The organism is Kribbella rubisoli, assembly GCF_004217145.1.
Taxonomy (GTDB): Bacteria; Actinomycetota; Actinomycetes; order Propionibacteriales; family Kribbellaceae; genus Kribbella; species Kribbella rubisoli.
Genome location: NZ_SHKR01000011.1, coordinates 2,177,187 through 2,202,807 on the forward strand (window position 1 = coordinate 2,177,187; position 25,621 = coordinate 2,202,807).

The 25,621-nt window shown below is 67.3% G+C and carries 21 protein-coding genes; 11 read left to right on the forward strand and 10 right to left on the reverse strand.

Going from position 1 to position 25,621, the window contains the following annotated elements; all coding sequences use genetic code 11:
• Positions 1–117 precede the first annotated feature (117 nt).
• The gene (locus EV645_RS13525) at positions 118–588 is read left to right on the forward strand and encodes a GtrA family protein (RefSeq protein ID WP_130443177.1); all 471 of its coding nucleotides are present in this window, start codon (positions 118–120) and stop codon (positions 586–588) included.
• Here the strand turns inward: EV645_RS13525 and EV645_RS13530 are convergent.
• Together EV645_RS13530 and EV645_RS13535 are read right to left on the reverse strand one after the other, a co-directional pair.
• Positions 491–2,710 carry a glycosyltransferase family 2 protein gene (locus EV645_RS13530; RefSeq protein ID WP_130443179.1) on the reverse strand — a complete coding sequence of 740 codons (2,220 nt, stop codon included), beginning with the start codon at positions 2,708–2,710 and terminating at the stop codon, positions 491–493. The genes EV645_RS13525 and EV645_RS13530 overlap by 98 nt on opposite strands.
• Complete coding sequence (locus EV645_RS13535; protein WP_130443181.1) at positions 2,686–3,585, reverse strand: NAD-dependent epimerase/dehydratase family protein; 900 nt, start codon at positions 3,583–3,585, stop codon at positions 2,686–2,688. The genes EV645_RS13530 and EV645_RS13535 overlap by 25 nt, the downstream gene beginning before the upstream one ends.
• 258 nt (positions 3,586–3,843) lie before the next feature.
• Between EV645_RS13535 and EV645_RS13540 the strand changes: the two genes are divergently transcribed.
• Positions 3,844–7,797 (forward strand): GH92 family glycosyl hydrolase, encoded by a 3,954-nt coding sequence (locus EV645_RS13540; RefSeq protein WP_242000366.1) that lies wholly within the window; start codon positions 3,844–3,846, stop codon positions 7,795–7,797.
• 19 nt (positions 7,798–7,816) lie between these two features.
• On the opposite strand, the gene EV645_RS13545 is transcribed toward EV645_RS13540, so the two are convergent.
• From EV645_RS13545 to EV645_RS13570, 6 genes are all read right to left on the reverse strand, one after another.
• The gene (locus tag EV645_RS13545; RefSeq protein ID WP_130443185.1) at positions 7,817–8,563 is read right to left on the reverse strand and encodes a hypothetical protein; all 747 of its coding nucleotides are present in this window, start codon (positions 8,561–8,563) and stop codon (positions 7,817–7,819) included.
• Complete coding sequence (locus EV645_RS13550; RefSeq protein ID WP_242000406.1) at positions 8,560–9,075, reverse strand: SigE family RNA polymerase sigma factor; 516 nt, start codon at positions 9,073–9,075, stop codon at positions 8,560–8,562. Before EV645_RS13550 ends, EV645_RS13545 begins: the two co-directional genes overlap by 4 nt.
• Before the next feature lie 243 nt (positions 9,076–9,318).
• Positions 9,319–9,633, reverse strand: a complete 315-nt coding sequence (locus EV645_RS13555; RefSeq protein ID WP_130443189.1) for a hypothetical protein — start codon at positions 9,631–9,633, stop codon at positions 9,319–9,321.
• Positions 9,634–9,680: 47 nt separating this feature from the next.
• Positions 9,681–10,874 carry a mannosyltransferase family protein gene (locus EV645_RS13560; protein WP_242000367.1) on the reverse strand — a complete coding sequence of 398 codons (1,194 nt, stop codon included), beginning with the start codon at positions 10,872–10,874 and terminating at the stop codon, positions 9,681–9,683.
• A gap of 112 nt (positions 10,875–10,986) precedes the next feature.
• Complete coding sequence (locus EV645_RS13565) at positions 10,987–13,236, reverse strand: transglycosylase domain-containing protein (RefSeq protein WP_130443191.1); 2,250 nt, start codon at positions 13,234–13,236, stop codon at positions 10,987–10,989.
• A 190-nt stretch (positions 13,237–13,426) separates the two neighbouring features.
• On the reverse strand, positions 13,427–14,944 hold the full coding sequence (locus tag EV645_RS13570) for a short-chain fatty acid transporter (RefSeq protein ID WP_242000368.1): 1,518 nt from the start codon (positions 14,942–14,944) through the stop codon (positions 13,427–13,429).
• Positions 14,945–15,112: 168 nt separating this feature from the next.
• On the opposite strand from EV645_RS13570, the gene EV645_RS13575 reads away from it, so the two are divergent.
• From EV645_RS13575 to EV645_RS13615, 9 genes are all read left to right on the forward strand, one after another.
• Entirely contained in the window at positions 15,113–15,697 is a 585-nt protein-coding gene (locus tag EV645_RS13575) for a PadR family transcriptional regulator (protein ID WP_130443193.1), read from the forward strand.
• Positions 15,694–16,773, forward strand: coding sequence for an inositol-3-phosphate synthase (locus EV645_RS13580; RefSeq protein WP_130443195.1), 1,080 nt, complete (start codon positions 15,694–15,696; stop codon positions 16,771–16,773). The genes EV645_RS13575 and EV645_RS13580 overlap by 4 nt, the downstream gene beginning before the upstream one ends.
• A 73-nt stretch (positions 16,774–16,846) precedes the next feature.
• Complete coding sequence (locus EV645_RS13585) at positions 16,847–17,389, forward strand: GNAT family N-acetyltransferase (RefSeq protein WP_130443197.1); 543 nt, start codon at positions 16,847–16,849, stop codon at positions 17,387–17,389.
• Positions 17,386–18,216, forward strand: a complete 831-nt coding sequence (locus EV645_RS13590; protein WP_130443199.1) for a DUF72 domain-containing protein — start codon at positions 17,386–17,388, stop codon at positions 18,214–18,216. The genes EV645_RS13585 and EV645_RS13590 overlap by 4 nt, the downstream gene beginning before the upstream one ends.
• An 86-nt stretch (positions 18,217–18,302) precedes the next feature.
• Positions 18,303–18,497, forward strand: coding sequence for a hypothetical protein (locus EV645_RS13595; RefSeq protein ID WP_130443201.1), 195 nt, complete (start codon positions 18,303–18,305; stop codon positions 18,495–18,497).
• Complete coding sequence (locus EV645_RS13600; protein WP_130443203.1) at positions 18,494–19,555, forward strand: hypothetical protein; 1,062 nt, start codon at positions 18,494–18,496, stop codon at positions 19,553–19,555. Before EV645_RS13595 ends, EV645_RS13600 begins: the two co-directional genes overlap by 4 nt.
• A gap of 54 nt (positions 19,556–19,609) precedes the next feature.
• On the forward strand, positions 19,610–20,035 hold the full coding sequence (locus EV645_RS13605; protein ID WP_130443205.1) for a hypothetical protein: 426 nt from the start codon (positions 19,610–19,612) through the stop codon (positions 20,033–20,035).
• A 205-nt stretch (positions 20,036–20,240) separates the two neighbouring features.
• Positions 20,241–21,182, forward strand: a complete 942-nt coding sequence (locus EV645_RS13610) for a hypothetical protein (RefSeq protein ID WP_130443207.1) — start codon at positions 20,241–20,243, stop codon at positions 21,180–21,182.
• Between the two features lie 106 nt (positions 21,183–21,288).
• A complete protein-coding gene (locus EV645_RS13615; RefSeq protein ID WP_130443209.1) occupies positions 21,289–22,476 on the forward strand; it encodes a M20 metallopeptidase family protein in 1,188 nt (395 codons plus the stop codon).
• 52 nt (positions 22,477–22,528) lie between these two features.
• Here EV645_RS13615 and EV645_RS13620 read toward each other — a convergent pair whose 3' ends face one another.
• Together EV645_RS13620 and EV645_RS13625 are read right to left on the reverse strand one after the other, a co-directional pair.
• Positions 22,529–23,959, reverse strand: a complete 1,431-nt coding sequence (locus EV645_RS13620; RefSeq protein WP_130443211.1) for a pre-peptidase C-terminal domain-containing protein — start codon at positions 23,957–23,959, stop codon at positions 22,529–22,531.
• A 102-nt stretch (positions 23,960–24,061) separates the two neighbouring features.
• Positions 24,062–25,507, reverse strand: a complete 1,446-nt coding sequence (locus tag EV645_RS13625; RefSeq protein ID WP_130443213.1) for a M12 family metallo-peptidase — start codon at positions 25,505–25,507, stop codon at positions 24,062–24,064.
• Between the last annotated feature and the right edge of the window lie 114 nt (positions 25,508–25,621).

The window sequence follows — 25,621 nt, forward strand, 5'->3', positions numbered from 1 at the left end:
TTCCTATCCCGAGTACCCGCTCCAGTAACGTGACGGGAGTCATCTATTCGCTGGCAATCGGCTGAGAATTGCCACCGGACTGCCCTCGGGCGGTGCGGGGGTGCAGAATAGGCCCCGATGCGCGCTATCACCAAGACCGGACTGTCCCGCGGCCGATTGTTGCTGTGGGCGAGGTATTCGGCATCCTCCGTGGTCGCAACCGTGGTCAGCCAGTTGGCGTTCGCTCTGTGTTACTGGTTCGGTACTGCGGCGATCGTCGCGACCGTCGTCGCCTGGTTCGCCGGCGCCGTCCCGAACTACGTGCTGAACCGCCGCTACACGTGGGGCCGTAGCGGTCAGAAGTTGCCGTACACAATCATCGTGATCGGCTCGGCGGTCACCGCCGCGGTTGTCACCTCGGTGACCGACCACCTGGTTCAGCCGATCGAATCACACGCCTGGAAGACGGTGCTGGTCTCCGGCTCCTACCTCGCGACCTACGCGATCCTGTTCATCGTGAAGTTCGTGCTGTTCGACCGGCTGGTGTTCGCCAAGCCTGCGCCCGCCGCCGACCCCGTCGAAGCACGTACTCCCGTAGCCACGTCGTAGTCATCACCCGCCCGTAGTTCGCGCCGTACACCAAGCCCGGACCCTTCTTGCTGGCTCCGTCGCCGCGGCGGCGCATCGTCATCGGCAGCTCGACCACGCGGGCGCCGATGGCCAGCGCGCCGAGCAGCAACTCCGACGACTGGTACTGCGGTTCGCGCAGCGTCACGGCGGTTGCCAGCTCGGACCGCATCGCACGGAACCCGAACGACGTGTCGGTCAGCTTGCGCCGGGTCAGGATCGACGCGAGCACCGCGAAGACCCGTACGCCGACCCAGCGCAAGCGGCTGTCCGCGTCCTCGGCTCCGAGCCGTCGTGACCCGGTGACGAAGTCGGCCCGGTCGGTCAGGATCGGCTCCAGCAGTACTTCGAGCTCGCTGTTGTCGTACTGCCCGTCCGCGTCGGTCGTGACGACGTACTCCGCTCCGCCTTCGGCCGCGAGGTTGTACCCGAGCCGGAGCGCTGCACCCTGACCACGGTTCCTCGGGGCAACACAAACGAAAGCCCCATGTTCACGGGCGATCTCGGCAGTGTCGTCGGTCGAGCCGTCCACGACGACGAGAACGTCGACGGGCAGGCCCGCGCAGGTCCTCGGCATGTTCATGAGCACCTGACCGATCCCACCGGCCTCGTTGTACGCCGCGATGACTACGACGACCGGCGCGAACTCCCTCGTGCCAAAGTCCTCTACTGCAAGGGAATCGACGGTGTCCGGGTAGTCGGCCATCGCAGGGCGAGCCTGGTCCATGCCCAGCACCGCACGTAGTCCGATGGCACCTGCGAGCGGGAAGAACACCAGGCCGGGCAGTTGGTAGCGCCACGAGAACTCAAACGCCGCTGACCCGAGCAGGAGGATCACACCGGCCGCAACCGGCAACAGTGCGGCCGAGCGGAGACCTGACGTCTTTGCCCGCCCCAGCCCGGCCACTGCTGCCAGGGCGATCAGTGCGTACAGACCGAGCAGCGTGCCGGACGTGTAGCCGCCGTGGAGTTGGTACGCGCGCAGGATGACAGCAGGTACGTGGGTGACGTGTGGCTCCGACCCGCCCCATTTCACCGCAGCCTTCGCGGTGTTGGGGTCGCTGAGGTTCGGATAGATCAGCTGGAACTGCCAGCGGCTCAGCGGCACGTCGTTGGGTGAGCTGGTCCGCGTCGGCGCGAAACCCTTCCCGAAGTCCTTCAGCGCGGCCCACGTCACGTCGAGCGGCTGGTGCCTGATCACGAGGTGAGCGAACTCGGTGGCGAGCTGGCGCTTCGTCGTACCGGGTGGAAGGGGGCCGGGCCAGTTCGGGTCGCCGTAGTGGTTGTGGGCGTACTTGTCCACGCCCAGGCGCTCCCCGAGCGGTTCCTTGGGGCAGAACAGCCGCGTGCCCTCGTTGAGCGGCAGCTTGGCGCAGTTGGCGACCGTGGCGGTCCGCCCGTACAGGATCTGGTTCTCGGCGCCGGTGAAACCCCAGCGACCGGTCTCACCGTGGTAGTAGCCGACGTACGCCGCGAAGACGACACCGAATCCCGCTATAGCTGCCGCAGTACGCCGTACGACGTCCATGCGGCGTTTGCGCCAGCCGTTGCCGACCACGATGAGGTAGAGCACCACGGCGATCAGCAGGACCATGCCGATCGCGCGGACCGAGAAGGCGGCGCCGATCAGTACGCCGACGACCGCTGCGCGCTTCCAGCCGGGTACGCGGCCGAGAAGCAGCCAGAGGACGGCCACCAGGATCACGTCGAACGTGGTCTCGGCCATGATGTTCTGCTCGATCTGGACCTGGTAGGCGTCGAGCAGGAGGGGTGCGGCGGCCACTGCGGCCAGCCAGCGGTACACAGTGAGTCTGCGAGCCAGTGCGTAGATCGCTACGCCCAGGAGCAGTCCCACCAGGTGCTGGACGATCACTACGAAGGTCAGCCCACCGATCCAGACCAGTGGGCCGAGCACGAAGTCATAGCCGATGGGGTTGAGCTGGTCGGGGCTCAGCTTCCCCATGTTGGTCAGGTACTGCACCGAGTCGGTGTAGACGATCGCCGGCCGGTAGGCGATGGTCGCAAGCACCCGCAGTACAACACCGATCGCGAGAAAGACGACCAGCAGCCAGTGGCGCCTTACTGCTGCTTGAAGTACACCCACGTCCGTTCCAGGCCCTCTTCCAAGGTGACGGTCGGCTTGTAGCCGAGGTCGTTGGCGATATCTACAACAACAGCAGGCATCTCGCCCGCCGGTGCCTCGATGTGTTCTGCGGGAACCGGACGCCCGGTGACCTCGCGTACGGTCTCGATCATCTCCAGCACCGACACCGATCGGCCGGAGCCGATGATCGCGCGCCCGTCGTACTTGCTGTCGAGCGCCAGCAGGATCCCGCTCACCACGTCGTCGATGAATACCAGGTCCCGCCGCTGCGCACCGTCGCCGTACACCTTCACGCCGGTGCCGCTCAGTGCCGCCCGCATCATCCGCGGCACGAAGCTGTCCTTGTGCGACATCCCGGGCCCGTAGACGTTCGTGAACCGCAGCGCCGCGGTCGCCAGCCCGTAGCTCCCGGAGTACGCCGAGAGCAGCATCTCGCCCGCAGCCTTGGTCGCGCCGTACGGCGTCAGCGGTCGGAGCGGCAGGTCCGCGGTGATGGTCGACGTACCCACGTCACCGACGACCGCGTTCGTCGACGCGAGCACGAACCGGTCCACGCCGCTGCCCCGCGCCAACTCGAGCAGGACCTGCGTGATGGTGACGTTCTGCGCGAAGGTCTGCATCGGCGCATCCACCGACCGCAGCACCGACGTCAGCGCGGCCAGATGCACAACGGCCGTCGGACGCGTCTCGAACGCCGCGACGCAGGTCTCCTGCACGGCGAGATCGCCGGTCACCACGTGCACGCCTTCGTCCCACGACGGGTCCGGCGGCTCCCGATCCACCGCGGTCACGGGCACCCCACGCTCCCGCAGCGCGGCCACCACGGCCCGCCCGATGAATCCGGCCGCCCCGGTGACCAGCACACGATCGTCCATGGCTTCAACCTACCGCCGGGGTGTCGATCCACCACCATGCGTCGACAGTGCGCTACGAACTATTGACCGGGGGTGACGAAGCTGGGCAGGATCACCCCGGGCGCGGGCTGACAACCTTGTCATCGGGGCCGCGTACTCATACCGGTGGGCGGGGGCGTCCCGTGGTGCCGGCCGGTTGTGCAAGGAGCGTGTATGGATCTCCGCCGCCCACTGGGGCTCGTCGCGTCTCTCGGACTGATTGTGACAATGTCTACTTCCATGACGTCAGCTCATGCCGTCCCTCCGGCCACCGTGGCTGACCAGCCTGTGGTGAGCGGGTCCTCGTTCTTCACCTCCTTCGAGCCGGGCCAGCCGCAGCCGGGCTACACCGATGCCGTCGAGACCGGCCCGGACGGGAAGCCCCGCACCGAGGGCGTGCGCGGCCCGACGCCGACGGGGATCGGCGGCAGTGAGATGGACAAGGTCACCAAGGTGACCGCGAACGGCGAGAACACCGGTGGCGGCGAGATCGCCACCAACGCGGCCGACGGTGACAAGTTCACCAAGTGGCTGGTGTTCGAGCCGACCGGCTGGCTGGTCTACGAGACCTCGGCCCCGGTCGTGATCCGCAAGTACGCGCTGACCTCGGCCAACGACGCCGACGGTCGCGACCCACAGAACTGGACCGTCTCCGGTTCGAACGACGGCGCCGCGTGGACCACGCTGGACACGCAGACCGGTCAGAGCTTCGAGAACAGGTTCCAGACCAAGGAGTACAGCTTCTCCAACGAGACGGCGTACAAGTTCTTCAAGCTGGACGTCACGCTGAACCACGGCGAGGACATCGTCCAGCTCGCCGACTGGTACCTCTCGAACGGCGCCCCGCTGCCACCACCCGGACCGGTCGCCGAGTCGCAGCTGGACTCCGGCCCGACCAGTGCCTACAACGCCCGGGCCCGTGTCGGCTTCACCGGCGTCAAGTCCTTCCGGTACGCCGGCCACCAGGACAGCACCGGCCGCGGCTACACGTGGAACAAGATCTCCGACGTCGACCTCAAGGTCGGCAAGGACACCCGCCTGTCGTACAAGATCTTCCCCGAGCACGTCGAGGGTGACCTCAGCTACCCGAGCACGTACGCCGCACTCGATCTCGCGTTCGACGACGGCACGTACCTGAGCGATCTGAAGGCCAAGGACAACCACGGGTTCACGCTCAGCCCCCGCGGCCAGGGCGACTCCAAGGCGCTCTACACGAACCAGTGGAACAACGTCGAGGCCGACCTCGGCGCGGTCGCCGCCGGTAAGACGATCAAGCGGATCCTCGTCGGGTACGACAAGCCGTCCGGCCCGGCCGACTTCCGCGGCTGGCTCGACGACATCCGGATCGCCGCCGCGATCAACCCGGACCGGGCGGCGCAGAAGACCGCGGCCAAGCACCCGTCCGACCTCGCGCTGACCACCCGCGGGACGAACGCGACCGGCGGTTTCTCGCGGGGCAACAACTTCCCGGCGACCGCCGTACCGCACGGCTTCAACTTCTGGACGCCGGTGACGAACGCCGGCTCGACGTCCTGGCTGTACGACTATGCCAAGGGCAACAACGAGGACAACAAGCCGACCATGCAGGCCTTGTCGATCAGCCACGAGCCCAGCCCGTGGATGGGTGACCGGCAGACGTTCCAGGTGATGCCGTCGACCGCCGACACCCCGACCGCGGACCGCAAGGCGCGGGCCTGGTCGTTCAGCCACGACAACGAGGTCGCCCGGCCGTACTACTACGGCGTCACGTTCGACAACGGCAACGCGGCCGAGATCGCGCCGACCGACCACGCGGCGATGCTGCGGTTCAGCTTCCCGGCCGGCAAGGCGTCGCTGGTCTTCGACAACGTCAACAACAGCGGCGGTCTGAGCCTCGACCCGGCGACCGGCGTGGTCACCGGCTTCACCGACATCAAGAGCGGTCTGTCCACCGGCGCCGGCCGGCTCTTCGTCTACGGCGTCGTGGACCAGAAGGTACTTGCCTCGGGCAAGCTTGCGAACGGCGGCGGCGCGGATGTCGGCGGATACTTCATGTTCGACGCCAAGACCACCCAGGTGCAGTTGCGGATCGCGACCTCGCTGATCGGGACCGCGCAGGCCCGGAAGAACCTCGAGCTCGAACTGCCGGCCGGATCCAAGTTCAACAAGGTCAAGGACGCCGCGCAGGCGCAGTGGGACAAGAAGCTCAGCACGATCGAGGTCGAGGGCGCCACAGCCGACCAGCTGACCACGCTGTACTCGAACCTCTACCGGCTGTTCCTCTACCCGAACAACGGCTCCGAGAACACCGGCACCGCGTCGAAGCCGGTCATCACCTACGCGTCGCCGACGTCGCCGAAGGTCGGCGCCGACACCCCGACCACGACCGGCTCGAAGATCGTCGCCGGGCAGACGTACGTGAACAACGGCTTCTGGGACACGTACCGCACGGTCTGGCCGGCGTACTCGCTGTTCTCCCAGGACGATGCGGCCGCGCTGGTCAACGGGTTCGTCCAGCAGTACAAGGACGGCGGCTGGATCTCGCGCTGGTCGTCCCCCGGCTACGCGAACCTGATGGTCGGTACGTCGTCCGACGTCGCCTTCGCGGACGCGTACCTCAAGGGCATCAAGGGGATCGACGTCCAGGCGGCGTACGACGCGGCCGTGAAGAACGCGTCCGTCGTACCGCCGTCGCAGAACGTCGGTCGCAAGGGCATGGACCTGTCGACGTTCAACGGCTACACGGCCAACACCACCGGTGAAGGCTTCAGCTGGTCGATGGACGGCTACATCAACGACTTCGGCATCGCGAACATGTCGAAGGCCCTGTACGACAAGGCGAAGAAGAACGACCCGCGCAAGCAGGAGTACCTGGACAACTACAAGTACTTCCTGAACCGGGCCCGCAACTACGTCAACCTGTTCGACCCGACTGTCGGCTTCTTCCAGGGCAAGGGACCGGACGGCGTCTGGGGCAACTCGCCCAGCACGTTCGACCCGCAGGACTGGGGTCACGACTACACCGAGACGAACGCGTGGAACATGGCGTTCTCGGCGCCGCAGGACGGGGCCGGCCTGGCCGCGATCTACGGCGGCCGCGACGGGCTGGCGAAGAAGCTCGACGAGTTCTTCAGCACGCCCGAGGACGCGCTGCACACCGGCGGGTACGGCGGCACGATCCACGAGATGCTCGAGGCCCGCGACGTGCGGATGGGTCAGTACGGGCACAGCAACCAGCCGTCGCACCACATCACCTACATGTACGACGTGGCGGGACAGCCGTGGAAGACGCAGGAGAAGGTGCGCGAGGTGCTGTCCCGGCTGTACACGGGCTCGGAGATCGGCCAGGGGTACCCGGGTGACGAGGACAACGGCGAGATGTCGTCGTGGTACCTGTTCAGCTCGCTGGGCTTCTACCCGTTGCAGGTGGGCTCACCGACGTACGCGATCGGTTCGCCGCTGTTCACCAAGGCGACGGTCCGGCTGGCCGGCGGCAAGAAGCTGGTGATCAGCGCGCCGAAGAACAGCTCGAAGAACATCTATGTGAAGAGCGTTCGCGTGAACGGGAAGGCATGGACGTCCACGGCGCTGCCGCACGACCTGATCGCAAACGGCGGCAAGGTCGAGTTCGAGATGACCGACCAGCCGACCAAGTGGGGCACCGGCCGGAACGACGCACCGCCGTCGATCACCAAGCCCGGCGAGGACCCGATGACCTGGCACGACTCGACCTCCGACACCGGTGCGGTGATCGGTGCGGGTGGTGCTGATGTCTCCGCGTTGATCGACAACGACTCGAAGACACAGGTCACGCTGACCGGCGCTCAGCCCACGGTCACGGTCGCCCTGCCGCAGGGCCGTCCGGTCGGCATGTACACGCTGACCAGCGGCACCACCGGTACGGCGCCGTCCGCGTGGACATTGGAGGGCTCGAACGACGGTACGACGTGGTCCACGGTGGATCGCCGCACCGGCGAGACGTTCGCGTGGGCGTCGTACACGAGGTCGTTCAGCATCGCGTCCCCGAAGGCGTACACGCAGTACCGCCTGGTGCTGACCCCGGCGGCGGGCGCGGACGGCGTCACGCTCGCCGAGGTCGAGCTCCTCGGGACGCTGAAGGGCGTCGAGACCGGCACACACCCCAGCGACAAGCGCGTCGCCGAGACGAAGCCGAGCCCGACCCCGTCGCAGTCGATCGACCGCAACTGGGGCTGATCCGGATCGCCGGTTCCTGTCACTTCTTGTAGTGACAGGAACCGGCGAACGTCAGCAGGGTATTCATGTCCCAGGCCAGGTTCCACGCCTGGTTGGTGATCGTGACGAGGTGCTTGGTGTTGCCCTGGCGGAGGAACACCTGCTGCCGGCCGTACGGGCTGCCCGGTACGCCGGTCGCGACCGCCTGCTGGTTGCCCGCGCGTACCTTGGGCAGCTTCGTCCAGGCCTCGCCGTACTTCGCCGGTGTGAGGCCGTCACCGTCGTCCACCATGTCTTCCGACCAGACGTTCAGCACGTAGGTCGCGTCGTGGTACTGGCTCGGGTTGGCCAGCTTAGGGTCGTACAACACGATCTGCTTGGCGAAGCTCCTGACAGCCCAGCCGCGCGGGATCAGGTCGCAGGTGAAGACGACTCCTGCGAACGGCGTGCTGTTGGCAGCCAGCGGCACCGGCTTCGCCGGAATGACCGGCGGCTTGCGCGTGTCCTGGTGGAGCTTCCGGTAGTCCTTCGGCGTCGTCTGGACCGGCTTCGGGGTCTTGGTGGCCTGGACGGCCGGCTGCGGTGCGCCGCTCGTCGTACCGGACGGGAGGACGGACCAGCTGACTCCGATCACGAGCGCTGTCGCGACCGCGCCGGTGGTGAAGCCGGTGATGCGGCGGCGGCGCAGGGCGCGGTGGCCGCGGGTCAGGTCGGCGGACAGGTCGGCGTCGGTGACCGTGGGCTCGGGGCCGGCGGCCTCGTCGAGCAGTTCCTTGAGGTCGGTCATCGCAGGCTCTCCATGGTTTCGAGGGAATCGTGCAGGAGCTCGCGCATCGTCGAGAGCGCTCGCGACGTCTGGGACTTCACCGTGCCCTCGGAGCAGCCCATCAGCTCGGCGGTGGTCTGGACGTCGAAGTCGCGGAAGTACCGCAGTACGACGACCGCGTGCTGGCGGCGCGGGAGCTTCGCGAGGGCTCCCAGCACAGTCAGTCGCTCGGCCGGGTCCTGACTCGGCGGCGAGGCGGCGTCGTACAGCTGCTCGGTGGCCGACTCCCGGCGGCGCCACATCCGCCGGCGCTCGTCGAGGAAGGCGTTCACCAGGATCCGGTCGGCGTACCGCGCCGCGCCGTCCTCCTTGCGGACCTTCGACCAGTGCACGTACAGCCTGGTCAGCGCGACCTGGACGAGGTCCTCGGCCCAGTGCGTATCCCCCGCGGTGAGCAGCCGGGCAGTGCGCAGCATCCGGCCGCGATGAGCCGTCACGTACTCGAGGTACTCCGCGTCGCGATCGCTCACGATCGGCCCTCCCATGTCCGGTGATCTCACCCTGGAACTACTGGGTGAGCCCGCGGAGAGGTTGCATCATGACGCGAGGGCGACGGCCGGTGCCATCGCCCTCGGTGTGGACTACCCGACGGAGCCTGCCCCTGAGAGGTTCCGCCGGAGACTCTGTTGTCACTAAGTGTGATGAGGGGTGGCGGTCCCCGCCCGGACTGCCACCCCTTCATCCCTAACGACGCTCGAACCCTCCCGAGGGTTGCCTCACCGCAAAACAGTCCACATGTCGGACATCGTCAGGAACCAGACAAGATCCACGGCCACGATTCCGGCGGTGGCGACGACCGCGAACGCCCACCCGAGCCCGGACCGCAGCGCCAGCACCGGCAGCGCCAGCGCGGTCGCCACCCCGCCGAGCTGTACTGCGAACAGAGCGCCGCCGGTCTCCGCCGCGCAGCTCACCGCTGTCGGCGGGCAGAGTGGGGCGCCGAACTGCCGCATCGTCGCGTACGCGACACCTGCCACCACACCGACGAAGGCCGCCTGCACCGTGACCCTGCCGATCGTCCGGCCATCCATGGGATCACGCTAAGGACGCGGCGGACGGAGCGCCTGAGCAGAACTACTCAGCCGGACCAGCGACCGGTGAAGAAGCCGGCCGCCCAGATGGCGGCCAACGGTATGGCCACGGCCAGATAGAGCCGGCCGATCCACGGTCTCCGTCGGGCCAGGACGGCCAGGCCGATCCACAGCGGCCACATGAGCAGGGTGGCGCGGGTGAGCGAGTAGATCCAGAACGACGTACAGAATGCGCCGACTGTCGCGGCGACCCAGGCGGCCTCGCCCCAGGACCGGCGCCAGAACAGCCAGACGAGGAGCAGCAGCAGGACGAACAGCGCGACCAGTTCGGCACGGAACATCCAGGTCCAGTCGCTGCGGTCGGCCGAGAAGTGACCCTTGCTCGCGGCCTGGAACGTGTGCTCGAGCGAGATCCACGGCCAGGTGAACTCACGCGCCCAGCCCTTCTCCTGCGCCTCCTGCCAGGCGAACCACGAGCCGTGGATCTGCTTCAGGTACGCCATGAACCCGAGTACCGGTACTGCGGGCAACGCCAGCCAGGGCAGCGACAGCCAATCCCGCTTCTTCGAGGTGATGAACTCGACGAGCAGCGCGAAGATCAGGAAGATCCCGGACACGCGCACCGTCGACGCCAACGCGACGAACACGGCCGCCCGCGCCCAGCGCCCCTGCCTCGCGGCCAGCCACGCAGGGAAGGCGAACGCGCAGAACAGCGCCTCCGTGTACCCCGCGGCGAGGAAGACGCCGACCGGGGCGCCGTACCAGATCATTGCCGCGTTCGGACCGATGCCTTTGAGCTCCGGGAACTCGTACTGCGCCAGCCGCGCCAGGTACACGCCCGCGAACGCACTGGCGACCGCGGAGACCACGATGCCCGCGGCGACGTACCCGATGCCGGCGTAGCTGACGAGCCGGACCAGCAACGGGAATCCCGGGAAGAACGCGGCCAGTGGCGCGCCGGACGGCTCACCGTGGTTGTAGCCGAACTCGGCGACCGCCTTCAGATGCCAGACGTCCCACTGCAGCCAGGCGTGCCAGACGTTCGGGTAGTCGTTGCCGCGGTTGAACAGCAGCGGCGCCGAGACCGACAGCACGAACAGCGCGACCCGGCTGACCAGCCACCACCCGAGCACCTCGCGGCCCTGGGCCGACGGCATCCACCGCTGCCAACCGACCCCGTCCACGCGGGCCCGCCGAGCCCGCCCCGGCTTGGGGTCACCGGCGGTCGTGCGCTCAAACACGCGCGCACCACCACACACCACAGTCCGCCCGAGTCACGCCTCTATCGTCTCCCATGTCGGGACCTAGCTGACAAACGACGACGGCACCCGGATGGGGTGCCGCCGTCTGTAGCTATTGACCGCCGCCGGGTTTCTGCGGAGTCTTCGTCGGTTCGCTCGTCTGGCCGCCGGTCGGCAACGAGGGCCAGACTGGTGTGTTGGTCGGCTTGGTGGGCTTCGTCTTCGTCGGCGTGTTCGTCGGAGTGTTCGGCGGCGGCGTCGACGGCGGCGGAGTGCTCGGCGGTGGGGTACTCGGAGGCGGAGTGCTCGGCGGTGGCGTGCTCGGCGGCGGCGTGTACGTCGGGGTGGTCGTGTCCTTGACCTGGTCCTCGTCCGGCGCGACGAAGTCGGCATCCGGCACGCCCTCGAGGGCAGACTTCATGAACGCCAGCCAGGTCTTCAGCGGCCAGTTGCCACCGAAGAACGCCGGGTCGTCGCTGTACGGGTCCAGGTCCGACTCACCGGTGCTGCCGGCTCGGTACAGCACGGAGGTCGAAAGCTGCGGGGTGTAGGCGCTCCACCACGAGGTCAGCGTCGCCGAGCCGTCCTTACAGCCGCCGCACTTCTTGTTCTCGGCCCGGTCCTCCACCGCGACACCACCGGCGGTGCCGGTCTTGCCGGCGACCGGACGATCGAGATCCTTGGCGCCCGTTCCGGTGCCGTCCGTGACCACCTTCTGCAGGACGTAGTTCACCATGTTGGCGATCTCCGGCGGGAACGCCTGCTTCTGCTGCTTCATGATGCTCGCGTCCGACCAGAGCACCTTGCCGTCCGGACCGCGTACTTCCTTGATCACGTGCAGCGGTGTGTACTTCCCTCCGGCCGCGAACGTCGCGTAGGCGTTCGCGATGTCGACCGGCGAGGCGTACGCATCCGGGCCGAGCACCGTGGACGGGTTGGCCTTGTCGTCCTCGAGGGTCTTCGAGGCCGGGATCCCGGCCGCCTCGGCCGCGGCCGTCACCTTCTCCGGCCCGTTGTCCATCTGATTGTCGACCAGGTCGTAGAAGGCGGTGTTGATCGACTCCTCGGTCGCCTTCAGCAGCGTGACATCGCCGTAGTCGGTGCTGAGTTCGTTGCCGAACTTCTGGCCCTGGATCGTGATCGGGCTGTCGCCCTGGAAGATGTCGTAGATCGACTTCCCGTCCTCGAGCGCCGCGGCCAGCGCGAACGGCTTGAACGACGAACCCGGCCTGGCCTTGGTTGTCGCCCAGTTGATCTGACTCTTCAGGAAGTCGGGACCGCCGTACAACGCGAGCAGCTGACCGGTGCCTGGCTGTACTGCCGCCATCCCGATGTGCAGCCCGTCGGTCTTCTTCGGCGTCTCGTTCCTCGCGGCGAGCATCTTGTTCTGCTGTGTGTAGTTGAACGTGGTGGTCACCTTCAGGCCGCCGCCGGTGATCGCGTCCTCGTCGAAGCCCAGCTGCTCCAGTCGCTGCCCCAGCTCCTTCCTCGCCATGTCGAGCAAGAAGCCGTTCGGGCCGGTGTAGCGGCTGCTCTTCTTCTTCATCTTCGACAGATCAGGCAGCCGGTTCGCGTACTGCGCCTCCTGGGCCGGGGTGATCGTGCCCATCTGCTGCATGCCGTCGAGGACATAGTGGTACCGGTCGATGATCCGTTTCTTGGTCCGCGGGTCCGGATCGGTGACGTCGAACAGGGTCGGGTTGTTCAGCACGGTGGCGAGCAAGGCCGATTGCGGAACGGTCAGCAGCTTCGGGTCCTTCACACCGAAGTAGGTGTTCCCCGCGGCGGCGACGCCATACGCCCCCTGGCCGAAGTAGACCGTGTTCAGATAGCCCTCGAGCGTCTTGCTCTTGTCCTGCTGCCGGCCGAGCTTGGTCGCGATGAACAGCTCCTTGAGCTTGCGGCCAACGGTCCGTTCCTGGGTCAGGTACATGACCTTGACGTACTGCTGGGTGATCGTCGAACCACCCTGCAACTGCTCACCGCGGGCGATGTTCACTCCCGCCCGGACCATGCCTTGCGGCGAGATGCCCGGGTTGGTCCAGAAGGTCCGGTCCTCGGCCGCGATCACCGAGTCCTGAACCCATTTCGGAATCTGCGACAACGGCACGGTGGTCCGGTTCTGGTCGTAGAACGTTCCGAGCGGGTTGCGTCCATCGGCGTACGTCACCGTGGTTGTGTTGGTGGCGAACTCCTTGTTCGGGTCGGGGATCTTCGTCGTCTGGTACACGATGAAGAAGGTCGCGACCGCGCCGATGATGCCGAGGAACATGAGCGCGGCCAGCCAGCCGAGAACGCGGAGCGCCCAGTGCCTCTTCTGCCGACGGCGGGCCGGGGCGGCCTTCCTACGAGCTTCACTCACGCTGCAATCCTCGACGATCTGGCTGGAGTCATTGCCCCACAGACTACGGTGGGTGTGGTAACGCGCCCGAATCCGCTCCGGATGCTAGCAACCACAGTGCGTCCAAGTGAAAACGGTCCACCGGGACTCTTCCGATGACGCCTTACAGCGTTGGAAGGTTTGCATCCCGATGCATGTTGTGATGCGCCTCTCACGAGGTCACGTGGGGTGCCAGCAGCGTCACGGCGATGAGGGCGGCCGGGAAGCAGGCCAGGAACATCGTGAACGTGTAGCCCATGATGTCGCGCGCTTTCAGTCCCAGGATCGCGAGCGTCGGCAACATCCAGAACGGCTGCAGCAGGTTGGCGCTCGCCTCGCCGAGGTCGTACACCACGACCATCCAGCCCGCGTCGACCTTCAGTTCGTTGGCAGCCTGCAACACGTACGGCGCCTCGATCACCCACTTGCTCCCGCCGCTCGGCACGAAGATGCCGAGGATGCAGGAGTAGACCGCTACCAGCGGCGGGAACAGGAACTGGTTGCTTGCCTGCACCAACCAGCCGGCCAGCCGCCCGGAGATCCCGGTGTAGGCGATCATGCCGAAAATCCCGCCGTACAAAGGGAATTGGAGCAGTACGCCGGCCGCCGCCGGTGCACCGTCACGTACGGCGCGAGCCATCCGCCAAGGCCGCCAGTGCAGGAGCAGTGCGAGCAGGAACAGGATGAGGTTGACCGTGTTGAGGTCGAGCGCGTTGAAGAAACTCTTCCCGCTGAAGTAGCGGACCAGATAGACCGCACCGAGCAACACGATCAGCAGACTGAACAGTGGTGAATGCTCAAGCCAGTCACCCGGCCTACGTGCCTCCTGGCGCTGACCGTTGTACGCCGACCCTCGGCCGATGAGCGGTTTCAGCTCGATCCCGATCTGCTCAGCGGTCCGCGCGTTGCCTTCGCCCGGTGCGATGAACCACGCCATCCCCACGCCGACGACGTACACGATCAGCGTCGCGACGATCGCCTGCCAGGTGAAGATGGTGTCGCTGAGCGGGATCAGACCGCTGGCGTGCCCACTGGCCTTGATGACCTCCTGCACCGGCGGCGGACTGCTGCTCGCACTCGCCACCTGTAGCGCGGCCGAGCCGGACAACCCCTGCGCCCACACAGTTCCGAGGCCGAGGAACGCCATCGCTCCGAGCGCGCGGTAGTCCGCCTTCGGCACGTTGCGCGCGACCTCGCGCGCCAGGATCGCCGCGAAGATCAGACTGAAGGCCCAGTTCAGGTACGACGCCAGCATCGCGACAGCGGCGACGAACGCGACCGCGCTACGCGGGTCCTTCGGGATCCGGGCGAGTCGCGTGATCAAGCGGGCGATCGGCCCGCTGGTCGCGACGGCGTACCCGCCGATGATGATCATCGCCATCTGCAGGGTGAACGTGATCAGCGACCAGAACCCGATGCCCCACGCATCGACCAGCCCGAAGCCCTTGGTCGCGGCCGGGTCGTCCGGGCGCTTCAGCAACGGCTCTCCGGTGACGAGCCCGAACAGCAGCACCACGAAGGTGCCGACCAGGACGAACCCGAACGCGTCCGGCAGCCACTTCTCGGTGAACGCGGTGAACCGCAGCGCCAGCCGCGCAGGTGCGCCGTCGGCTTCGACCTCGGACCTGGCGTGCTTCCCATGGCTGTCGGCCATGACCCTCCGCTCCGGTACGGCGACTCTGAGTGTCATTCGATTCAACGCAGCACGGCGTCTGACGTAACAAGTTTTCGCGCGGTAGGTGACAAAGGCCGACTTTGTCAAGAGTTGTCCACAGGCCGCGGGTCTGCTTACAGTGGCGGAGCGATGTATCGAACCGATACATCAGGTCATGACAAACTAGACCGAGGGAGGTGGCTCATGGGAAACCGCAGTGGGGTCCTGGAGCTCGCCGTACTCGGTCTGCTGCATGAAGCGCCGATGCACGGTTACGAGCTCCGCAAGCGCGTCAACGCCCAGTTCGGCTGGGGACGCGTGCTGTCGTTCGGTTCGCTGTACCCGTGTCTGAAGGCGATGCTCCGCAACGGCCTGATCACGGCCGACCCCGGGACACCGGAGTCGGGTCGCCGGCCGAAGATCGTCTACACGATCACCGCCGACGGCAAGGACTACTTCGCGCACGCGATGCACGAGGCCGGTCCGTCGGCCTGGGAGGACGACACGTTCGGCGTCCGCTTCTCGTTCTTCGGCCGGACCGATCCGGCCACCCGGTTGCGCATCCTCGAGGGCCGCAGGACCCGGATGGAGGAGCGGCTGGCCAACTTCCGGTCGGCGATGAGCCGGACGGCGGAGCGGGTCGATACCTACACCCTCGAGCTGCAACGGCACGGCCTGGAGTCGGCCGAGCGCGAGGTCCGCTGGCTGAACGAGCTGATCGACGGCGAGCGGCGGCAACAGCGGCCCCCTGAACAGCACCAACCGCCTACCCAAGGAGATTCCAGATGACCTCGATCCGCGTAGCGATCGTCGGTGTCGGCAACTGCGCCAGCTCGCTCGTCCAGGGCGTGCACTACTACCGTGACGCGAAGCCCGACGAGCGCGTCCCCGGTCTGATGCACGTCCAGTTCGGCGACTACCACGTCCGCGATGTGGAGTTCGTCGCCGCCTTCGACGTCGACGGCAAGAAGGTCGGCCTGGACCTCGCCGACGCGATCGGCGCCAGCGAGAACAACACGATCAAGATCGCCGACGTGCCGCCGACCGGCGTCACGGTCCAGCGCGGTCACACGCTCGACGGTCTGGGCAAGTACTACCGCGAGACCATCACCGAGTCCGACGCCGACCCGGTCGACGTGGTCGCGACGCTGCGTGAGGCGGCTGTCGACGTACTCGTGTGCTACCTGCCGGTGGGTTCGGAGCAGGCGGCCAAGTTCTACGCGCAGTGCGCGATCGACGCGGGTGTCGCGTTCGTGAACGCGCTGCCGGTGTTCATCGCCGGCACGAAGGAGTGGGCGGACAAGTTCACCGCGGCCGGTGTGCCGATCGTCGGCGACGACATCAAGTCGCAGATCGGCGCGACCATCACGCACCGCGTGCTGACCAAGCTGTTCGAGGACCGCGGCGTCACCGTGGACCGGACGTACCAGCTGAACGTCGGCGGCAACATGGACTTCAAGAACATGCTCGAGCGCGAGCGGCTGGAGTCCAAGAAGATCAGCAAGACCCAGTCCGTCACCTCGCAGCTGCGCGAGGAGATCGAGCCCCGCAACGTGCACATCGGCCCGTCGGACTACGTGGCCTGGCTGGACGATCGCAAGTGGGCCTTCATCCGGCTCGAGGGCCGCAACTTCGGCGACGTACCGCTGTCGCTGGAGTACAAGCTCGAGGTCTGGGACTCGCCGAACTCGGCCGGCATCATCATCGACGCGATCCGCGCGGTGAAGATCGCCAAGGACCGCGGCATCGGCGGCCCGATCCTGTCGGCCTCGTCGTACTTCATGAAGTCGCCGCCGGAGCAGTACGCCGACGACGTCTGCCGCGACCTGGTGGAGAAGTTCATCCGCGGCGAGGTCGAGCGCTGACCTCTGTACTGCGATGACGCGCCGCCCCGCGCCCGGTTCCGGGTGACGGGGCGGCGTGCCATCATGGCGCCGGATGACCGAGATCCGCGCCTACCGTGACGCCGACGCCGCCAGTTGGCTCCAGTGCCGCCTGCTCAGCTTCTTCGGCACGGAGTACTACGACGACATCGTGGTCGCCCGCCCGCTCTTCGAGAACCCGGCGCACCGGCTGGTAGCCGTCGAGAACGACGCCGTGGTCGGCCTGATGGACGTCGAGATCTTCACCGACCGCGCCACGATCGACGTGCTCGCGGTACACCCCGACCACCAGCGCAGCGGCCTGGCCACGCAGTTGCTCGACGCGGTCCTCCCTCGGCTGCCGGGCGGCGTACTCGATGCGTGGACGCGCGGGGATGCGTCGGCGAACGCTTGGTACCAGCGGTCGGGGTTCACGGAGAACTTCCGCTATCTCCATGTCTACAAGTCGTCGCAGGACGATGCCGACGGCTTCGAGACGCCGGAGGGTCTGGGCAAGCCGGTGGCTGCGTTCATGCATGCGCCGATCTCGCTCGAGGCTTCTCTGCGGTCGCGCTTCTCCCGGGTTCATGTCTGTCGGCAGTACGTGCGGTCGCTATGAGGCTGCACGTTGGTTGTGCGCAGTGGACGCATCCTGCGTGGCCGCAACCTTCTCGGGACAAGCTGCGGTCCTATGCGTCGTGGTGCAATGCGGTCGAGAGCAACACGACGTTCTACGGCACGCCGTCGCGCGCGTCTGTGGAGAACTGGGCCGCTCAGACGCCGACTGATTTCCGCTTCGTGGTGAAGCTGCCGCAGGTGATCACGCACGAGCGACGGCTCACGAACGTCGAAGCCGAGTTCCGCAACTTCCTCCACGCGATCGAGCCGCTCGGCCCACGCAACCACGCCGTGTGGATCCAGCTCCCGGCCGCGTTCTCCCCCACCGACCTCGGCGCGCTCGCCGCCTTTCTGCACCAGGTGCCCCGCGACTTCCGGTACGCCGTCGAGGTCCGCCATCGCTCCTTCTTCGACGAGCCGGAAGCCGCCGCCAACCTCGAGCGTGTACTCGCCCGCGTCGACGCCGAGTGGATCCCGTTCGACACCGGCACGCTGTTCGCCCAGCGCCCGACCAGCCTCGCCGAGCGCGATGCGTGGATGAAGAAGCCGCGCGTGGCCCGTCGTACTCGTGCTCTCACCGCGTTCCCGATCGTCCGCTACATCGGCCGCGACTCGGTGGCCGAGACCGTCGGAGGCTGGGGATATCTCGTCGATCTGGTCGTGAGCTGGCTCGTCGAGGGCCGCTCGCCGACGATCTTTCTGCACACCCCCGACAACGCCGAGGCGCTGAACCTCGCTCGCCACTTCTACGCGACCGTCGCGGCCGCCGTCCCCGAGCTCGCCCCGCTCCCGGAGCCGGTCGCAACCGAACCGCCGACGCTCTTCTAGTTATCCACAGCTTCAAAACTGGTCGCTGATTTCGCGGCCGATCTCCGTATGTTCTCCGCCGACTTCACACCTCGGGAGGACATCTCATGGAGCACCCATCCGGTACGACGCTTGGCTCAACCCCTGCTGCCACGACTGCTGCCGAGCGGCAGGCTCGGGCCGACTGGCTCATCACCGAGTTCGGCCGTCTCGCAGCACAAGCCGATGATCCGCGCGACCAAGCCCGCTTCCGCCGGACAGCCGACTCCCTCGTCCGCCTGGCGATCGCGTTCCGCTCATGACCACCAGCTCGGTCGACGAGCTCCTGGCCGCGAGTGGGGAGACCGCGCGCGTTCTCGCATCCGCCGACCAGTCCGCGTGGAACGGTCGCATCGTCGAGTCCACCGGCGCCATCCTCGGGCTCGCGCACTGGGACGGCACTCTCTACCTCGACGGCGAGACCATCCTGGATCCGCTGCGCCAGCTGTACGAGCATGCCGGCGAGCAGCAACCGACCGCCACGCTGGTTCGCTACCGCGAGTCGCTTGCCACGTTGCTTCACGAACACGGCCACTTCCTCGGCCCGTCGGGCTCAACGCAGGAAGCTGCCCGCGAGGCGTTCACCAAACCCGGCAGCCGCGAGCTCGAGGAGGGCGTCACCGAGGCCTGGGCGCAGGATCATCTCGACGAATACATCCATCGACTAGGTGTCGACAAAGTTGCCCCCGGCATCGAATCCGTCCGGGCCGGCGGGTACTACGCCGCGTTCGTCCCCGCCGTCCGCAAACTCACCAGCGACCTGGAGTCCCGCAACGACCTGTCTCGGGGCGAAGTCATCGATCTCCTCAACCGCCAGACCGCAGCCGGTCAGTTCCCCCTGCTCGTCACGCTCGTCTACAACTCCACCCGTCTCCCCGATCTGGAGCCGGTCGGCGCCGACACCCGTTCCCGCCTGGAGTCCATCCTCCGCGCGGGCCTCGACCACCTCGACGCGTATGAGCTCACCGCCTCCGGCTTCGCCGCCGCCAAGTCCATCTCGACCGCCGACCAACTCCTCGACTACCTCAACCAGGAAATCCAGTCCGCCGAGTCCGCCTACACCTTCAGCCCGCTCCACGCCGATCGCGCCCCGACCCAAGCCACCGCCTGCACCCTCCCGCCGCCAGTCCCAACCGCGTCACCCCACGAAGCGGCCCTGTCCGGTCCCACACCCCCATCACCCCATGAAGCAGCCCTGTCCGGTCTCGCACCGCCGTCCGCCACTCGGAGCCAGTCCGCTCGCCTCCACCCCGCCCGAGGCCGACCCGTCACCGCACTGACCTCTCACGCCCATGAACGCTGTCGTGAACGCAATGGATGACCCGCACTCCGGGAGGCTCCCCCGCACGAACCCGGTCGGTCGGGATACTGAGCTATGGACTATCGGACGTTTGATGCGGAGTACGCGCAAGTCCTGGCCGCCGCGCGCTCGATGGACTCGGCCACGCTCGCTGGTGAGGTGGAGCGCTTACGAGCCCTGGTCCCCCTCGTCGAGCCGCAGTCGGACCAGAGCCAGGCCGAGCTACTCGTCAGCCAACTGTCCGAGGTTCTCGACATGGAGCAACCGCCCATCTCCGACGCGATGGCGGCAGCGGTCCGCGCCCACCGCCGCGCACGCAACGCCCAGGGCAGCTCCACCGAACGCATCACCGCGCTCCGCGCCGCCATCGACGAGATCGGCCAGCTCGCCGACACCGTCTCCGGCACAACAGAACACCACCAGATCCTGGCCCTAACCGAATCCCTGGGCCTGCAGATCGAAGCCCTGGAGAGCTCGCCAGCCAGCAACCCCGACAGATGAGCCTGACCGGCAAGACATCACACCAACCTCCGAGCCCGGACGGCGAGACCTCGCACCAGCCTCCAGGCCCGGACCGTCAGACCTCACACCAGCCACTGGGCTTGGGCGGCACAGCCTCCCACCGGCGTCTGAGGTTGGGCGGTAGGGCGTCGCACCAGCCTTCGGTTGGGGGTTGACGGCTGTGGTCGCTGGCTTTGCTCAGTTGATGGCTGAGCAGGCTCAGGTGGCGGTGCGGATTACCGGTGCCGATCACACGTCGTGGAATCGGGTTTGGGATGTGCTCGAGGCTGATGACAGGCGGTGGGGGCTGGCGTGTCGGGACAACTCGCTCAGGTACCACCCTGAGCACATCGTCGAGTCGCTCCGGACCATGTTCGACCGGGCCGGCGAGCGGCACGGCGACTGGACGCTCCAGCGGTTCAAAGAAGCGATCCGGGTCGTGCTGCACGAGAACATCCACTTGCTCGCGGCGAGAGGCACGTCGCACTCGACCGGGATGGATGCATACAAGGAGCCGGCGCACGAGGTTGTCGAGGAGGCGACGACCGAGCTCGCGACGCAGATCCTGCTGGACAAGTACATCGCCGAGCTTGATCTGGAGCGCATTGCACCGGGGATCAGCGAGGTCAGCACACCCCCGCCGTACGGCGAGTATCGGCCGGCGGTCGAGCGGTTCGCGAACGCCGTCGGTGCGCGCGTCGAGCTGTCCGGGGACAAGGTGATCCTGCTGATGGCGGTGGTGAACGCGGAGGACAAGTTCCGGGTCGCCGCCGAACTGCTGTACGACAAGACGCTGTCCGACGTGGTGCCTGAGCAGGCGCGTGCCGGTGCGGTCGCGGAGATCGAGGCTGCGATGAAGCCGGCGTTCGCGTCGATCCACGGGTACGACGCCAACGATCCCCTTGACGTGAAGATGTCCGCGATGGCCGGCCTGCAGGCGTTTCAGCAGGCCAACGCGAAGGTCAACGACCTCGCGAAGTACTGGTCGGCCAACCAGGATCTCCGTAGGAGCATGGATGCCGGCCTCGGTGCAACACCGCCTCTCCACAGCGCGCAAGTCCCGACGCCCGGCGCCGCACCGGTTCCCCGCCGCTCAGCCAACCAACCCCAAGCCCACCGCGAGCCGCCCACGTCCCGCGGAGACTGACGGGTGACTGCCCGAGCCGGGTGACTGCCCGTGCGGGGCGGTTGCCCGTGCGGGTGGGTACGGTGTCTGGGGTTCGGGTTTGTTGGGTGGTGAGCGGAGGCGTTTGGTGGAGTTTGTTGGCGAGGGCGTGGGGATAGCTGCTGGGTTGGTGGAGTTGCGGCGGGCTTTGCATCGCGTGCCTGAGGTGGGGTTGCAGCTGCCGGGGACTCAGGCGTTGGTGCTGGACGCCATCGGTGGGTTGCCGTTGGAGGTGACAGCCGGCAAAGAGCTGACCTCGGTGGTGGCGGTACTGCGAGGTGGTGCGCCCGGGCCAACCGTGTTGTTGCGCGGAGACATGGATGCGTTGCCTGTGGTCGAAGAGACGGGGCTCGAGTACGCGGCGGAGAACGGGAATATGCATGCCTGCGGCCACGACCTGCACACCGCGGGCCTGGTCGGAGCGGCCCAGTTGCTCAGCGCTCATCGCGAGGAGCTGCGGGGCAACGTGATCTTCATGTTCCAGCCGGGTGAGGAAGGCCTCGGCGGAGCGGGGTACATGCTGCGCGAGGGTCTGTTGCAGGCAACGGGTGACAAGCCGATCGCGGCGTACGCACTGCATGTCTGGGCGCAGGCCGGGAAGGGCGTGTTCCAGATGCGTCCCGGCACGATGATGGCCAGCTCGAACCAGTTGCACATCACGGTCCGAGGCAAGGGTGGGCACGGGTCGATGCCGGACCGGACGATTGACCCCGTGCCGGTGGTGGCGGAGTTGGTGCTCGCGCTGCAGACGTACGCGACCCGCCGGGTGAACGTGTTCGATCCCGTGGTCATCACCGTGACGCAGCTCGAGGCCGGCGTTGCGATCAACGTCATCCCGAACACGGCCCGCCTCGGCGCGACCGTGAGGACGTTGTCCGATGCAACGCTCGAGCAGTTGACGCGCGAGCTGCCGGCGCTGGCCGAGCGGATCGCGGCGGCACACGGCTGCACGGTCGACGCGCGGCTCAACCCGCAGTACCCGGTGACCTTGAACGATGCCGCGCGTACGGCGGAGACCTCGCAGATCCTCTCCGGCTTGTTCGGCGAGGACAGGGTTCAGCACCTGGAGAACCCGTTGATGGGGGCCGAGGACTTCTCGATGGTGCTGAAGGAGGTGCCCGGCACGTTCGTGATGGTCGGCGCGCGGCCGGATGACGTCACCGCGGACGAGGCGCCGTCGAACCATTCGAGCATCGTGCGGTTCGACGACGCCGTCCTCACCGATCAGGCGGCGGCGCTGGCACAGCTCGCGGCACACCATCTGATTCCGGCGTGATGCCCCTGGCCTGGGGCTGGTCAGTCCGCCAGAGGCCGACCAGCCCCAGGGCTCAGGAGGGCGAAACGTTCAGGGTGTACGCGCCGCGGCTGCCGTACGTCGAGTAGCCGGTGTTGAGCGGGTCGCCGTAGCCGACGTTGTCGATCCGCAGGTAATACGTACCCGGCTGGAGGGCGCCGCTAACGCTCGCGCCGAGACCCGTCGGTGTACCGGCGTCGCTCTGTCCGGAGGCCGGGTCGTTGGAGGCAACGATCGCGCCGGAGCCGTCGAGCAGGTCCAGCTTGATGTCGAGGTTGCCCCCGGTCGGAGCCGGGCTCGCGGAAGCGGTGTAGTTGCCAGCGGCACTCACGTCGACGCGGTACATGTCGGTGTCGTCCTCCGCCGCGATGATCCCGGACGCCGGCGTACCGACGGTCAGCGCAGCGGCGTCGCCGGTCGTGCCACCGGCCTCGTCGGCGCGCAGCGCCAGGCCGTGGGTGCCGACGACCACGTAGTCGTCTTCCTTGTTGTTCGCGTCGGCGTACTCACCCTTGCTCCACTGGCTGATCCCGCGGTAGTACCCGACGCCCATGATCGGCGCCCAGGCGCCATGCCCCTGGTAGTACCCGACCGTCGACGTACCGTCGTGCGAAAGCCCGACGTTGTGACCGGCCTCGTGCGACGCCGCCTCCGCGAGGTTCTTCGCGCCGGTACCAACGCCCTTCGTGAACACGAGCGCAGGTTGGTAATACGAGTGCTGGCTCGTGCTGTCGTACACGCCGACGTACGCGACCCCGCCGCAACCACAGCCCGACTGGTACCAGGTGTCCGGGTCGATCAGCACGCGCGTGCCGTACTGCTCGTCCGACGCGCCGGACCGGTCGATCGCGGACTGCGGCGGCTCCTGCGTCGTCACGTCGACGTCGAACGTCGAGTAGTCCTCAGCCACGCGAGCCCACACCTCGTGGACCACGTCCTGCTCGGCGGTGCTGTAGTTCGCCGGGTCGCCGTCCGTGTCGTACGCCGAGACGTTCACCGGGTCGATACCCTTCGACGCGTTCCAAGCCGTACCGGTGATGGTGTGGCCGTCGAAGTCCAGGTAGAGCACGCGGTTCGAGCCGGGCTTGCTGTGCAGCTCGAACGCCGGACCGGTCGCGCCCGCGACGGCTGTGCGCGCCCAGCGGGGCGATACGTCGGGAGCCTTCTGCGCACTGGTCAGACCAGGCTCGCGGAAGAACAACTTGCTGTCGGCATCGAGCCACACGGTCTTGTCGGTGGCAAGGATCTGCCGCAACTTGTCCACGGGCATCCGGTTGTGGTCGGCAACGTCAGCGAGTCGCGACTGAACCTTGCCGAGCGCCGCGCCACCCGCCAACGGTTGCGACAACAACTGATCGACAGGCGTCTGCTGCGCATCGGCCTGAGTGCCGGCAGCGACAGCCAACCCTCCAAGAACAACAGCACCGGCGCAGGCGAGCGCGCCGGTGCGGCGGAATCTAGTCACTCGGAATCCTCCTCACAGGATTCCCCCCGGTTTGGGCGGTTCCCCCCAAGAACCAGGGGCCGTCGATCTCGGTGGGATCGACGGCCCCTGGCAGTTCGGGTGTCAGCTCGCGGTGACGCGGACCGAGTAGGCGCCGCGACTGCCGTACGTCGAGTAGCCGGTGTTCAGCGGGTTGCCGTACCCGGTGTTCTCGATCCGCAGGTAGTAGCGACCCGCGGTGACCTGGCGGCTGATGCTCGCGCCCAGACCGGTCGGCGTGGCCGCACTCGACTGGCCGGACGCCGGGTCGGCGGTCGCAACGACCGCGCCGGACGAGTTGAGCAACTGGAGCTTGATGTCCAAGTCCGCACCGGAAGCGGCCGCCGAGGCCGCGAAGGTGAACGTGCCGGCCGCGAGGTCGATCCGGAAGGTGTCGACGTCCGAGTCGTTCGCGTAGATGCCCTTCACGCTGGTCCCGAGTGTCAGAGCGGTGGCGTCCGAGGTGCTGTTGCCGTGGTCGTCGGCCCGCAGCGCCAGCCCGTTCTGGCCGATGACCGCGAAGTCGTCTTCCTTGTTGTTGGCGCCGGTGTACTCGCCCTTGCTCCACTGGCTGATCGCCTTGGAGTAGCCGACGCCCATGATCGGCGCCCAGGCACCGTGCCCGGCGTAGTACCCGACCGACGCCGTGCCGTCGTGCGACAGCCCGACGTTGTGGCCGACCTCGTGCGACGCCGCCTCCGCGATGTTCTTCGCGCCGGTGCCAACGCCCTTCGTGAACACGAGCGCGGGTTGGTAGTACGAGTGCTGGCTCGTGTTGTCGTAGACCCCGACGTACGCGACCCCGCCGCAACCGCAGCCGGACTGGTACCAGGTGGTCGGGTCGATCAGCACGCGCGTGCCGTACTGCTGGTCGGAGGACCCGGTGCGGTCGATCGCCGCAGCGGTCGGCTGCTGGGTAGTCACGTCCACGTCGAACGGCGCGTAGTCCTCGGCGACCCGAGCCCAGACATCGCGTACGACGTCCTGCTCCGCGGTGCTCCAGCTGTTCGGGTTGCCGTCGGTGTCGTACGCCGTGACGTTGACCGTGGCCGGCTTACCGCCGGTGTTCCACGCCGTACCGGTGATCGTCTGGCCGTCGAAGTCCAGGTAGATCACCCGGTTCGAGCCTGGCTTGCTGTGCAGCTCGAAGGCGGGACCGGTCGCGGCGGTGACCGCGGCACGAGCCCAGCGCGGGGACGGAGCGGCTGCGGACTTCCGCTCGGCGGCGGTCGCGACGGGCTCGCGGTAGAACAGCTTGCCGCCGCGGTCGAGCCACGCGGTCCTGTCCGTCGCGAGAATCCGCCGCAGGTGGTCGGTGGACAGCTTGTTCTGGTCGGCGACCTCAGTGAGCCGGGACTGGACCCGGCCGAGCGCGGACTTGCCTTGCAGGTCCTGGCCGAGCAACTGGTCGATGGGGAGCGGAGCGGGTTGCTGGGCGTCGGCCTGGTTGCTGACGACGACTGCGATGGCTCCGAAGACAACTGCACCGGCTACGGCGAGGGCACCGATCCGGCGGGGGCGGGTGTGCATGCTTGGGGTCCTCCTCAGGGACTCCGGGGCGGCCTCACATCTCGTGCGTGGGCACGCACTGTGCGTAGCCTGCCCGAAGGTCCCCTCCCCTGTATAGATTCGTCTCGGTATTTA

Bases quoted from the DNA above. Each gene is read 5' to 3' on its own strand.
- EV645_RS13575 (WP_130443193.1), top strand. From the start codon at position 15,113: ATGGGAAACCGCAGTGGGGTCCTGGAGCTCGCCGTACTCGGTCTGCTG.
- EV645_RS13580 (WP_130443195.1), top strand. From the start codon at position 15,694: ATGACCTCGATCCGCGTAGCGATCGTCGGTGTCGGCAACTGCGCCAGC.
- EV645_RS13545 (WP_130443185.1), bottom strand. From the start codon at position 8,563: ATGACCGACCTCAAGGAACTGCTCGACGAGGCCGCCGGCCCCGAGCCC.
- EV645_RS13540 (WP_242000366.1), top strand. From the start codon at position 3,844: ATGACGTCAGCTCATGCCGTCCCTCCGGCCACCGTGGCTGACCAGCCT.
- EV645_RS13625 (WP_130443213.1), bottom strand. From the start codon at position 25,507: ATGCACACCCGCCCCCGCCGGATCGGTGCCCTCGCCGTAGCCGGTGCA.
- EV645_RS13590 (WP_130443199.1), top strand. From the start codon at position 17,386: ATGAGGCTGCACGTTGGTTGTGCGCAGTGGACGCATCCTGCGTGGCCG.
- EV645_RS13605 (WP_130443205.1), top strand. From the start codon at position 19,610: ATGGACTATCGGACGTTTGATGCGGAGTACGCGCAAGTCCTGGCCGCC.
- EV645_RS13555 (WP_130443189.1), bottom strand. From the start codon at position 9,633: ATGGATGGCCGGACGATCGGCAGGGTCACGGTGCAGGCGGCCTTCGTC.
- EV645_RS13525 (WP_130443177.1), top strand. From the start codon at position 118: ATGCGCGCTATCACCAAGACCGGACTGTCCCGCGGCCGATTGTTGCTG.
- EV645_RS13570 (WP_242000368.1), bottom strand. From the start codon at position 14,944: ATGACACTCAGAGTCGCCGTACCGGAGCGGAGGGTCATGGCCGACAGC.
- EV645_RS13535 (WP_130443181.1), bottom strand. From the start codon at position 3,585: ATGGACGATCGTGTGCTGGTCACCGGGGCGGCCGGATTCATCGGGCGG.
- EV645_RS13600 (WP_130443203.1), top strand. From the start codon at position 18,494: ATGACCACCAGCTCGGTCGACGAGCTCCTGGCCGCGAGTGGGGAGACC.
- EV645_RS13610 (WP_130443207.1), top strand. From the start codon at position 20,241: ATGGCTGAGCAGGCTCAGGTGGCGGTGCGGATTACCGGTGCCGATCAC.
- EV645_RS13595 (WP_130443201.1), top strand. From the start codon at position 18,303: ATGGAGCACCCATCCGGTACGACGCTTGGCTCAACCCCTGCTGCCACG.
- EV645_RS13585 (WP_130443197.1), top strand. From the start codon at position 16,847: ATGACCGAGATCCGCGCCTACCGTGACGCCGACGCCGCCAGTTGGCTC.